General features: G+C 70.4%; 13 protein-coding genes. 12 read left to right on the top strand and 1 reads right to left on the bottom strand.

Translation table 11 applies throughout. The features are described from left to right. The first annotated feature begins 37 nt into the window (after positions 1-37). The 4 genes from H295_RS0140890 (at position 38) to H295_RS0140870 (ending at position 3,135) form a co-directional block, all read left to right on the top strand. Positions 38-271, top strand: a complete 234-nt coding sequence (locus H295_RS0140890; protein WP_020141152.1) for a hypothetical protein — start codon at positions 38-40, stop codon at positions 269-271. Positions 272-390: 119 nt separating this feature from the next. Further along, a complete protein-coding gene (locus tag H295_RS0140880) occupies positions 391-576 on the top strand; it encodes a DUF6257 family protein (protein WP_020141150.1) in 186 nt (61 codons plus the stop codon). An 86-nt stretch (positions 577-662) separates the two neighbouring features. Continuing rightward, on the top strand, positions 663-2,747 hold the full coding sequence (locus tag H295_RS0140875; RefSeq protein ID WP_020141149.1) for an FtsK/SpoIIIE domain-containing protein: 2,085 nt from the start codon (positions 663-665) through the stop codon (positions 2,745-2,747). A gap of 187 nt (positions 2,748-2,934) precedes the next feature. Continuing rightward, positions 2,935-3,135 carry a hypothetical protein gene (locus H295_RS0140870; RefSeq protein WP_020141148.1) on the top strand — a complete coding sequence of 67 codons (201 nt, stop codon included), beginning with the start codon at positions 2,935-2,937 and terminating at the stop codon, positions 3,133-3,135. Between the two features lie 341 nt (positions 3,136-3,476). Here H295_RS0140870 and H295_RS47385 read toward each other — a convergent pair whose 3' ends face one another. Beyond that, a complete protein-coding gene (locus tag H295_RS47385) occupies positions 3,477-3,632 on the bottom strand; it encodes a hypothetical protein (protein ID WP_158691128.1) in 156 nt (51 codons plus the stop codon). 425 nt (positions 3,633-4,057) lie between these two features. Here H295_RS47385 and H295_RS0140860 point away from each other — a divergent pair, with 425 nt between their 5' ends. From H295_RS0140860 to H295_RS0140825, 8 genes are all read left to right on the top strand, one after another. Next, complete coding sequence (locus H295_RS0140860; RefSeq protein WP_020141146.1) at positions 4,058-4,297, top strand: hypothetical protein; 240 nt, start codon at positions 4,058-4,060, stop codon at positions 4,295-4,297. Further along, positions 4,266-4,502 carry a hypothetical protein gene (locus H295_RS0140855; RefSeq protein ID WP_020141145.1) on the top strand — a complete coding sequence of 79 codons (237 nt, stop codon included), beginning with the start codon at positions 4,266-4,268 and terminating at the stop codon, positions 4,500-4,502. The genes H295_RS0140860 and H295_RS0140855 overlap by 32 nt, the downstream gene beginning before the upstream one ends. 202 nt (positions 4,503-4,704) lie before the next feature. Continuing rightward, complete coding sequence (locus tag H295_RS44910; protein WP_158691127.1) at positions 4,705-5,337, top strand: hypothetical protein; 633 nt, start codon at positions 4,705-4,707, stop codon at positions 5,335-5,337. 3 nt (positions 5,338-5,340) lie between these two features. Further along, positions 5,341-6,990, top strand: a complete 1,650-nt coding sequence (locus tag H295_RS0140845) for a terminase (protein ID WP_020141143.1) — start codon at positions 5,341-5,343, stop codon at positions 6,988-6,990. Positions 6,991-7,002: 12 nt separating this feature from the next. Beyond that, on the top strand, positions 7,003-8,415 hold the full coding sequence (locus H295_RS0140840; RefSeq protein ID WP_020141142.1) for a phage portal protein: 1,413 nt from the start codon (positions 7,003-7,005) through the stop codon (positions 8,413-8,415). A gap of 3 nt (positions 8,416-8,418) precedes the next feature. Then, entirely contained in the window at positions 8,419-9,480 is a 1,062-nt protein-coding gene (locus H295_RS0140835; protein WP_020141141.1) for a hypothetical protein, read from the top strand. Positions 9,481-9,527: 47 nt separating this feature from the next. Then, positions 9,528-10,196, top strand: coding sequence for a hypothetical protein (locus H295_RS44405; RefSeq protein WP_020141140.1), 669 nt, complete (start codon positions 9,528-9,530; stop codon positions 10,194-10,196). 45 nt (positions 10,197-10,241) lie between these two features. Then, a complete protein-coding gene (locus H295_RS0140825; protein ID WP_020141139.1) occupies positions 10,242-11,198 on the top strand; it encodes an SU10 major capsid protein in 957 nt (318 codons plus the stop codon). Positions 11,199-11,203 lie beyond the last annotated feature (5 nt).

Genomic DNA, 11,203 nt, shown 5'->3' with positions numbered 1-11,203 from the left:
GCTGGATAGCCCGGCCCGCAACCAGGAGGAACACTTCATGCCGTTGACCCGCGCACAGGCCCTGACCGAGGCCCAGCAGGCCGCCGCCAAGGCCAAGCGCCTCGCCGAGTACGCCGAAGGCGCCGCCCACAGCGGCGAACCCGTCAACCACACCAAGACCCAGCGGTTCGCCCAGGCCGGCGCGCTGTGGGCCGACACGTCCCGCGCCTACGCCTCGCTCGCGCAGGCCCTTCCCGAGCTGCCCGCCGACCACGAGAACACGGAGGCCTGACCCATGGCCGAGACGAACCCGGAGACCGGCAGCGAGATCGAGATGGAGGACGACGGCGACTTCACCGTCACCTTCTCCATGGCCCTGCCCGACAACGACAAGACCAAGGAGTCCTGACCGTGGCCAAGGACATCAGCTTCCGCGACTTCACCACCGGCGAGAAGGTCCGCGTCGTCGCCCTCGTCGCCCGCATGGGCAAGCGCGGCCTCGCCGACGACGGCACCGGCAACGTCGACCTGAGCGACCTCAAGAAGCGCGTCGAGCGCATCGAGAAGGCGGCCGAGCGCCGCAAGAACGGCAAGTAGCCCCGCCCCGGGGGCGGCCCCAACCGCCAAGTCAACGGCCGCCCCCGGGCCTCCGTACCCCTGCAAGGAGCAAGGAAGGCACCAGCATGGCCGACAACGTCGTACAGCTCCACAAGGAGCTCCCTGACACCCTGTCCGAGACCGTCATCGACGTCGTCGCGTCCGCCGAGCCGCGGCCCGTCGACCCCCCCGAGCAGACGCCGCCGGACGGCACGTGGCTCGCGGAGAAGCAGGCCTACCTCGCCGACGCCCCGCCCGTCGTCCCCCCCGCGCTGCGCCGCTGGGACCTCTTCAAGGACCACGTCCGCTGGGCCGCCTCGTACTACGGGCACGTAACCGGCTTCCACTCGCTCCGCGCCCCCGTCTACCTGGGACGTCTGCTGCTGCGCTCCCCGCGCGGCACCGGCCGCCTCCTCATCCGCTGGGGCAAGTGGGTTGCCGACACCGAGGCCCGCCCCGTCGAGGCCAAGGCCGCCGCCTCCGCGGACATCGAGGCGTGGCTGGCGCTGTCCCGCGAGCACTCCCGCCGCGTCCGGCCGCGCCGCATCGCCTCCGTCGTCGTCGCGACCACCACCGGCATCACCACGCTGGTCAGCTCGTTCCTCGTACCCGGCTGGACGCTCGCCTCCGCCATCGGCGCCCTGGCGCTCGCTGGCGTCGCAGGGAGGAAGAACGACAAGCCCCTCATCACCCGCTACGTCGCCACCAACGTCCTGCGCCGCCTCGACTCCACCGAGGTCTTCGACGCCCTCGCCGCGATCGGCATCGAGGGCAAGAAGGGCCGCCGCGGTGTCGAGTTCGCCGCCGAGGTCATGCGCGACGGCCCCGGCTGGCGCGCCGAAGTCGACCTCCCGCCCGGCATCGAAGCCACCGCCGTCCTGGAGAAGCGGGCTGCCCTCGCCGCCGCCATGCGACGCCCCATCAGCACGGTGTGGCCGGAGGCCGACCGCACCGCCCACCCCGGCCGCCTCGTCCTGTGGGTCGCCAGCCGCGACCCCGCGAAGGCCGGCCGCAAGATCTGGCCGCTGATGAAGGACGGCCAGGCCGACGTCTACCAGCCCCTGCCCTACGGTTTCGACCCGCGCGGCAACCTCATCGAGATCACCCTCATGTACTCGAACCTGCTGGTCGGAGGCATCCCCGGCTCCGGCAAGACGTCCTGCGCGCTCGCCATCGTCCTCGGCGTCGCCCTCGACCCCACCGCCGAACTGTGGATCTACGAGCTCAAGGGCTCCGGCGACCTCGACTCCGTCAAGCCCATCTGCCACCGCTACGTGTCCGGCGACGAGGACGAGGACCTGGAGGCCGCCCTCGCCGGCATGCGCTCCGGGATCGCCGAGTACCAGCGCCGCGCCGCGTTCATCCGCTCCCTGCCCGCCAGCGAGGTCCCCGAGGGCCGCAAGGTCACCCGCGCGCTCGCCGAGAAGTACCCCGAGCAGAACCTGGGCCCGCGAGTCATCGTCATCGACGAGGTTCAGGAGCTGTTCACCCACGACGACTACAAGGAAGAGGCGGCCGCCCTGGCCACCCGCCTGATCAAGAAGGCCCGCGCCTACGGCATCATCCTCATCCTGCTGACCCAGAACCCCGACGCCCCGAGCCTGCCCAGCAGCGTCTCCAGCTCGGTCGGTACCCGCCTGTGCCTCGCGGTCATGGACTGGCGGGCCAACAACAACGTGCTCGGCACCGGCGCCTACGATCGCGGCCTGCGCGCCACCGACATCAGCATCGACGAGCAGGGAACCGGCATCCTCGCCCGCGGCCGCGAAGGAATCACGGTCCGCGCCGCGTTCATCAAGCAGACCGAAGCCGAGGACATCGCCAAGCGCGCCCTGGCCCTGCGCACCGCTGCCGGCACCCTCACCGGACAGTCCGTCGGCGCCGTCGTCGAGGAACTCGACGACGAGACCGTCGTCGACCACCTCCGCGCCATCTGGCCCGACGGCACCGAGTCGGTGCACTCCCACCGCCTCGTCGAAGCCCTCGCCCGCTACCGCGCCGACCTGTACGGCCCGTGGACCGAGATGGAGGCGGCCGCCGCTTCGACGGCCCTGTCCGCCGCCCTGAAGCCCTTCAAGGTCTCCACCCGGCAGATCACCATCAGGGAGTGCTGCGGCGGGGCCAAGGGGCTGCGCTGGGTGGACATCGCACCCGCCGAGGACGGCGAGTAGACCCCCGGAAGCCGGTTTCGGATCAAGCCAGCGGTTTCACCTTGATCCGAAACCGGTTTCGCCCCTGATATCGCTCCTGAGCTGCGAAGTTTCGAGTTTCGGGCTCCCGCACCGAGGCCCGGAATCGGGGGGAAACCCGCGCCGTGGATACCCCGCACGCCCGATACCGCTGGCGCATCATGGGGCCATGGAGTCGCAGAACCTACGGCCCGGCCACCTCACCGCCGCACAGACCCGACAGGTCCTCGGCATCACATCCGGCGCCCTCCGCAACCTGGTCTACCGAGGCCAGCTCACCCGCTCCGGCGGCACAGACCGCTACCCGTACTTCGCCGTCGAGGCAGTCACGGCACTCGCCGCCAAGCGGGCCGCACGCAAGGTTGCTTGACCGCAGGTCAGACGCTGTGTGACGATCTCGGTGCAGAGCTGTGCCCACAGAGGCACCACACAACTCACGACGAAGCCCCCCGGTGACCTGAACCCGGGGGGCTTCGTCGTGCCAGGGAGCCGCCATGCTCGCCCCACCCAACCCAGCCGCCGAAGCAGCGCATCAGCTCGCCCGCGAAGGCCGCCACGTCCACCTCGTCTCCGACGGGCACAGCACCTGCCTCAAAGGCTGCTGCGCCCCAGTCCCGCTCGAACTGCCAACCGCCACCCGGGAGCGAGCACACGCCATCCGGCTCTCCCTCGACATCGGCATCCGGCGACTCTGAGCGGCACATAGCCCGTCTAGCGACGAAGACGCCTCGCACCCTCCATCACCAGCACGCCCAGAATCAGGGCCGCACCCACGATCACCCCCGGCCACCACACGATGATGCGGCAACCGATCATCAGCACCAGGCCAGCAACTACGATCCCCAGCCGAACGTCCGGCTTCTCCACGTTCACCACCCCCAAGTCGCGACACCGTACCGATCGGGGGACCTCGTGCCCAAGTCCCAGCGCTGGCGCGTCTGCTCCGAACCCCGCTGCCCCACGTACACCCAGCACAGCAAGTGCGACGAACACCGCCGTCAGGCAGAGCAGACCCGAGGCAGCGCACGAGAGCGCGGCTACGACCGAAACCACGAGCGCCTCTTCCGACGGCCCGTCCTCCAGCGTGACCCCACGTGCGTGTGCACCAACGAGAGCCACGGGCACCGCGGACCATGCGGCCAGCCGTCCCGGCATGCCGACCACCACCCCCACTCCCGCCGTGAGCTCCAGGCCCTCGGCCTCGACCCCAACGATCCGGAGCACGGGCGCGGCCTGTGCGGTCCCTGCCACAGCAGCGAGACAGCACGGCACCAGCCAGGAGGGTGGAACCAGTGAGCACCGACGCCGTCCGCGTCGTCCTCGTCAAGCCGGGCGACGTCCTCCTCATCGGCAACGTGGGAGAGCTGACGCCCGAGGACGCTGAAGCAGCCGGCCGCATCGCCACCCAACTCCGCGCCTCGCTCGGACTGGCTCACGTCGTGCTGTTCCACGAGGACATCGACCTTGCCGTGACCACACCGAGCAGCACGGAGGCTGAGCATGACCAGCAGGACCAAGACCAAGGCAGCTGAGGGCAGCGACAGCACCGCCGAGGACACGGCAGCAGAGGACACCGTGAAGGCGGAGGCGGAACCGGCCTGCGGCGCCGTCCACACCCTCCCCCTGCTCGTCCACATCACCTGCCAGCGGCCGGCCCACCACACCGACGAGCAGCCGCAAGGCGCTGACCAGGTCAAACACCGAGCCCGGGTCGACGGCGCCCTGTACCTCTGGTGACCTCCACCACCGCCCCGAGCCTCTGACCTGCTGAAACGTTCGTCACGCACGGTCATGATCCACCCGGGGGGATGCCCCAACCAAGATCATCCGAAGGACCGCCGGGGAGGGAGCTCTCTGTCCGTACGGGTCTGGGAGGCCCTCCGGCAGCGTCCGACAGCACGCACTGTAACCACGGCTGGCCGCAAGGGCCGGCCATCTGATGTGCCGCAACGGCACTCTGGGGGTGATCGGCATGGCCGGTATGGGCCCTGCCCCGAAGCCGAATGCCCGGCGGCGCAACGCCACCGTGGCAATGACCGAACTGCCCGCCAACGGCCGAGAGGGAGCCCCTCCGGCGTGGCCCCTGCTGCCCGACATCGCGCTGACGACTCAGCGCGACTCGGCGCAGCGCACAGCCGACGAGCTCGAACTGTCGCTGGCTGAGCCGAACCTGACTGGACGCCAACGGAGTACCGCTCAGCGCAAGGCTGACGCTGCTCGCGAGGCTGCCGCCATCCTCACCGCTCAACTCACCGCCCAGGAGCGAGTCGAAGCGGAGCTGTGGGCGGCCCTGTGGGCGCTCCCCCAGGCCGTGGAGTGGGAGCGGGCGGGCTGGGTGCGGGAAGTTGCGCAGTACGTCCGTTGGAAGGCACGGGCAGAGCAGGGAGATCTGGACGCGTCCAAGGAGGCCCGCCAGCTTGGCGATCGGCTCGGCCTCACACCGCTGGCCCTGCTTCGGCTGCGCTGGAAGGTGGCTGCGCACGATGAGGAGAGCGTCCCCCGTTCCCGGCGCCGCCCGTCGACAGGCCGGCGGCCCGACGATCCGCGGGCCGCGCTGCACGTAGTGGAGTGAGCCGTGGGCGTCCTGATGGTCCCGCCGCCGGACGACAAGCCGTGGCCGACGCTGGGACCTCAGGTGTGCGACCTCATCGAGGAACGGGCCGTGCACGGTCCGGGCGCCCTGCGAGGGCGCCCCTACGTGCTCGACCCGGAGAAGCGCGCGCTGATCTACCGCTGGTACGAGGTGTACCCGCAGGGCCACCCGCGCGCGGGCAAGAGGCGCTTTAAGCGGGTCGGGCTGAGCGTCCGCAAGGGCACAGCGAAGACGGAGCTGGCGGCCGCGGTGGCGTTCGCCGAGCTGCACCCGGACGGACCGGTCCGGTGCGACGGGTTCGACGCTGACGGTGAACCCGTCGGCGTACCGGTGTCGGACCCGTACATCCCGATGGTGGCCTACACCGAGGAACAGACCGAGGAGCTGGCCTACGCAGCTCTCTACGTGATGATCACGGAGGGGCCGGACGGGGACCTGTTCGATCCGGGCCTGGACCGCATCATGCGCTGGGGCGGCTCGGGCAAGGCCGTGCCGCTCGCGTCCTCGCCGGACAGCCGCGACGGCGCACGTACCACCTTCCAGCACTTCGACGAGACGCACCGCTTCACGCTGCCTCGTCACCGGGACGCTCACCAGACGATGCTGGCGAACATCCCGAAGATCATGCTGTTCGACCCGTGGTCGCTGGAGACCACGACCACCTACACCCCGGGCGAGGACTCGGTAGCCCAGGGCACGCACGAGTTCGCCGAGCTCGTCGCGTCGGGCAAGTCGAAGGACCGGACGCTCTTCTTCTTCCACCGCGAGGCCGCCCCGCGGCCGGACGAGGACCTCACCGACGACGAGCAGATCCGCGCCGCGGTCCGCGAGGCGTCGGGCCCGTCCATCGCGGCATGGCCAGACTTCGAGGGCCAGGTCGACGCGATCGTCTCGCTGTACAACGCGCCGGACACCGACCGCTCTTACTGGGAGCGCGTGTGGCTCAACCGGCGTGTGCAGGCGGGCCGTCAGGCGTTCTCCGTCGAGCGGTGGAAGGAACTGGCCCGACCGGACCAGCCGCTGCCGCCGAAGGGCGACAAGATCGTGGTCGGGTTCGACGGCGCCCAGTTCCGGGACGCCACCGCCCTGATCGCGACTCACCTGGCCACCGGGTTCCAATGGCCGCTGGGCATCTGGGAGTGCCCGCCCGGCGCCAACGACCCCGGCGGCCCGGGCTGGAAGTGCCCGGAGGACGAGGTCGACGCCGTCCTGGTGCAGGCATTCGCCACCTGGGACGTGGTCCGCCTGTACGCCGACCCTCCGTACTGGGAGGGAATGATCAGCGTCTGGAAGGGCCGATGGGGCGACAAGCGCGTCACCGAGTGGTGGACGAACCGGCTCAAGGCCATGGCGTACTCGCTGAAGGCATACAAGGGCGCCATGCAGTCCGGCACCCTGACCCACTCGGGTGACGCCACCTTCGCCAAGCACGTGGCCAACGCCCGCCGGAAGGTCCTCAAGATGCTCGACGAGCAAGGCCAGCCGCTGTGGGTGATCGAGAAGGAACGGCACCAGTCGCCCCTGTCGATGGACGGCTCCATGGCCGGGTGTCTCTCCTGGGAGGCCTACCTGGACGCCGTCGCCGCAGGCCAGAACAAGCCGAAGAAGAAGTCCACCGTCATCGTCCTGTGAAGGGGGTGCACCGTGGAGGCCAAGGACCGCACCCCCGCCGACTGGGTCGCCTATCTCGCCCGAGTCCATGAGTCTCTCCAGTCGGGCCTGGAGGACCTCAACCGGTACTACGAGGGCAAGCAGGACCTGTCCTACCTCAATCCGGAGCTGCTGGAGGAGCTCGGCGACCAGATCCGGCAGGTGGTCATCAACTGGCCCTCCCTGGTCGTCGACTCGCTGGAGGAGCGCCTGGACGTCGAGGGCTTCCGGTACGCCGACGATGAGGCCGCCGCCGATGACCTGTGGCAGGTCTGGCAGGCCAACGGCATGGACGAGAAGTCGCAGCAGGCGCACGTGGATGCGCTGGTCATGCGGCGGTCGTTCCTGGTGGTCGGAACGAACGAGAAGGACGCCTCGACGCCGCTGGTGACCGTCGAGTCGCCGTTGCAGATGCAGGTGGACCGGGACCCCCGGACCCGGCAGGTGCGGGCCGCGCTGAAGCGGTGGCACGAGCAGGACCCGATCACGGACGCGGTCATCGACAGGTACGCGGCCCTGTACCTGCCGGACGAGACGGTCTACTACAAGCAGACCTCGGTGACGTCCTGGCAGGAGACGGACCGCGACGAGCACAAGATGGGCGAAGTCCCCGTGGTTCCGCTGGTCAACCGCGGCCGCATCATGAAGCCCAACGGCGTCTCCGAGATCGCCCGCGTACTGCCCCTGTCGGATGCCGCCTGCAAGATCGCCACCGACATGATGGTCAGCGCCGAGTTCCACGCCGTCCCCAGGCGTGTGGCGTTCGGCGTGGACGAGGAAGACTTCGTCGACCAGAACGGCGCCCAGATCTCGAAGTGGTCCCGGATCGCCGGCCGCATCTGGGCCATGTCGAAGAAGCGGGGCGGCGACGAAGGCGCGGACGTCGTCCAGTTCCCCGAGGCGCAGCTGTCCAACTTCCACTCCACCATCGAGCTGCTGGCCCGCCTCGTGGGCGGCCTGTCCGGACTGCCGCCGAACTTCCTGGGCCTGGACACCAACAACCCGCCGAGCGCGGACGCCATCCGGTCCGCCGAGACCCGCCTGGTCAAGCGCGCCGAGCGGCGCCAACGCACCTTCGGCGGCTCCTACGAGCAGATGAACCGGCTGATCCTGCGCATCCGCGACGGCGACTGGGACCCGCGCGCCCTCAACCTGGAGACGCTGTGGCGGGACGCGTCGACGCCGACGTTCGCGCAGAAGGCCGACGCCATCGTGAAGCTGGTCCAGGCGAAGATCCTGCCCGTCGAGCAGGGCCGCGAGGACCTCGGCTACACGGCCGTGCAGCGCCAGCGGATGCGGCAGATGGACGAGGACGCCGTCAACCAGGTCCTGAACGGCAACCTCGCCGCCGGGTACGGGCCGAAGCCGGGCGACGGCCTCCCGGGCGACGTGCCGGCGGAGGCGTAGGCCGTGGCAGTCGACACCGAGCTGCGGGGGATCGCCCTCGACCAGTACCGGCGCCAGCAGCTCATCGTCCGCGCGGCCGCGAACCGGGTGCAGGCCGTGTGGAGGCAGATCAACCGGGCCGACATCAGCGCCTCTTGGGAGCAGCTGTCACCGCTGCTGGTCGCCGCGGTGACCACCGCGCAGACGGAGGCGGCCAAGCTGGCGGATCCGTACCTGGATGACGTCATCGCCGCGGAGGGCGCCGAGTCGGCGGCGGCCGGCCGCGTCGTCCCCGGCTCCCTGGCCGGGATCGCGTCGGACGGTCGCCCGCTGCTGTCCCTGCTGTACCAGCCGGTGGTCGACTGGAAGGTGCGGATGCTCGCTGGGCAGTCCATGGAGGACGCGTTCCGCAGCTCTCTGGCGTCCGCGCTGCGCATCACCGCGACCCAGGTCGCCGATGCGGGGCGCGGGGCGACCGGTGTGGCGATGGCCTCGCGGCGCACCATTCAGGGCTACGTGCGGGTGGTGCAGCCGCCCGCCTGCTCGAGGTGCGTCATCTTGGCGGGCAAGGAGTTCGGCTGGAACAAGGGCTTCCAGCGGCACCCGCGGTGCGACTGCATCCACCTGCCGACCACGCTGATCGCCCGCAACCAGAACCGCGGCCGCCGTGACGACGACCTCGGCGGCGCCGGGTTCATCAACCCCCGGTCGTACTTCAACGGCCTGTCCAGGGCTGAGCAGGACCGCGTGTTCGGCGAGGCTGGCGCCCGGGCCATCCGCGAGGGCGCCGACATGGCCCAGGTCGTCAACGCCCGCCGCGGCATGCAGACCATGACCGCCTACGGCCGCCAGGTCCTCGCGACCACCGAGGGCACAACGAGACGCGGGGCCTTCTACCGCGCCGAACGCGACCGCACGGAGGCCCGCACGGGCACCCGCTTCGCGCGCGACCGCATCGAGGCCCGGCGCGGCCTGCCTCGCTTCGAGCTGCGCACGCCCCGCCTGATGCCCGAGGAAATCTTCCGGCTCGCCGAGAGCCGGGAGGACGCCCTGCGCATGCTGCGCCGCTTCGGCTACCTGACCTGACCCCGGCGCAACGCCGACGGTCCCAACCTCCTGCAACGGGAGCACAGATGAGCACACCCACCCCCACCGAGCCGATCACGGACCCGGGCGCGGGCAATCCGCCGCCTGCGGGCACCGACCCGGCCACCCCTCCGCCGCCTGCGGACGCCGACCCCGGCACGCCACCAGAGGGCGGCGACGGCGACGCTCCTCTCGGGCCTGCCGGCGAGAAGGCCCTGGCGGCATGGAAGCAGCGCGCCAAGGAGGCCGAAGACCGGGCCAAGGACCAGGCCGCCAAGCTCAAGAAGTACGAGGACGCCGAGAAGACCGAGGCGGAGCGGCAGGCGGACGCCCTCGCGGCGGCCACCGAACGCGCCGAGAAGGCGACTCGGCTGGCGGTCAGCTCCCAAGTCGAGGCGCTCGCTGCGGGCCGCTTCCAGGACCCGCAGGACGCCGTCGACGCCCTCCAGAGCGGCAGCTTCCTCACCGACGACGGCAACGTCGACCGGACGGCCATCACGGCCGCCCTGGACGAGCTGCTGACCCGCAAGCCGCACTGGGCGGCGGGCGAACCCGGTCCTCGCACACCGCGGCCGGATCCGGCGCAGGGCGCCCGCCCCGGGACCCCGCCGAACCTCTCGCAGCGCATCGCCGAAGCAGAGCAGGCCGGCAACACCAAGCTGGCGCTGGCTCTGAAGACGCAGCAGCTCCGGGAGATCAAGCCATCAGGAAAGTAGGGCAGGCCGTAAGCCGGGCCCTCACCCACAGGAAGGAACCCACCCATGGGTGCAGTCAGCGGGCAGGGCACGACCTACAACCTGCCGAACTACCACGGTCAGCTCTACTCGGTCACCCCGACCGAGACGCCGTTCCTCGCGGCGATCGGTGGCCTGTCCGGCGGCAAGCGGACCAAGTCCGTCGAGTTCGAGTGGCAGACCGTCGACCGCCGCGCGTCGACCACGAACAACAGCGTCGTCGAGGGTGCCACCGCCCCGACCGGCGTGGCCCGTTCGCGGTCGGCGATCTCCAACGTCGTCGAGATCCACCAGTCCGCCGTCGAGGTCTCCTACACCCGACAGGCCGCGACCGGCATGTACTCCGGCATCAACATCGGCATGGACGACAACCCCATCGACGACGAGCTCACCGCGCAGATCAGCGCCGAGCTGGAGTCGATGGCCGTGGACGTCGAGCTGTCGTTCCTGTCCGGCGCCTACCAGAAGCCGGCCAACAACTCGACGGCCCGCCGCACCCGCGGCCTCCTCACGGCGATCACGACCAACGTGAACGCCAACGGCGGCACCCCCCGCGCCCTGTCCAAGGCCATCGTCGACGCCACCCTGTCCACGATGTTCGCCAACGGTGCCAAGCTGCCCCAGGAGTCCACCGTCTTCATGACGGGCCCGGGACAGAAGGTCGCCCTGTCGAACCTGTACGGCACGGGTTCGCTGAACCAGCCGACGATGACCCGCAACATCGGTGGCGTCGCCGTCGACACGCTGGTCACCGACTTCGGCACCTTCGGCGTCATGCTCAACCGCTGGATGCCGACCGGTCAGATCGCCGTCGTCGACCTCTCGGTCTGCGCCCCGGTGTGGCTGGAGATCCCCGGCAAGGGCCTGCTGTTCGCCGAGCCCCTCGCCAAGACCGGCGCCTCCGAGAAGTGGCAGCTCTACGGCGAGGTCGGCCTGGAGTACGGCGCCGAGTCCTACCACGGAATCGTCAAGGACCTCTCGTAAGGAGA

This window comes from Streptomyces sp. 351MFTsu5.1, assembly GCF_000383655.1.
Classification (GTDB): Bacteria; Actinomycetota; Actinomycetes; order Streptomycetales; family Streptomycetaceae; genus Streptomyces; species Streptomyces griseorubiginosus.
The sequence above is the reverse complement of the archived record's forward strand: the minus strand, read 5'-3'. Positions and strand labels throughout refer to the sequence as shown.

Coding starts and splice junctions, on each gene's coding strand:
- H295_RS0140875 (WP_020141149.1), top strand. CDS start 663: ATGGCCGACAACGTCGTACAGCTCCACAAGGAGCTCCCTGACACCCTG.
- H295_RS0140825 (WP_020141139.1), top strand. CDS start 10,242: ATGGGTGCAGTCAGCGGGCAGGGCACGACCTACAACCTGCCGAACTAC.
- H295_RS44910 (WP_158691127.1), top strand. CDS start 4,705: ATGTGCCGCAACGGCACTCTGGGGGTGATCGGCATGGCCGGTATGGGC.
- H295_RS0140855 (WP_020141145.1), top strand. CDS start 4,266: ATGACCAGCAGGACCAAGACCAAGGCAGCTGAGGGCAGCGACAGCACC.
- H295_RS0140870 (WP_020141148.1), top strand. CDS start 2,935: ATGGAGTCGCAGAACCTACGGCCCGGCCACCTCACCGCCGCACAGACC.
- H295_RS0140890 (WP_020141152.1), top strand. CDS start 38: ATGCCGTTGACCCGCGCACAGGCCCTGACCGAGGCCCAGCAGGCCGCC.
- H295_RS44405 (WP_020141140.1), top strand. CDS start 9,528: ATGAGCACACCCACCCCCACCGAGCCGATCACGGACCCGGGCGCGGGC.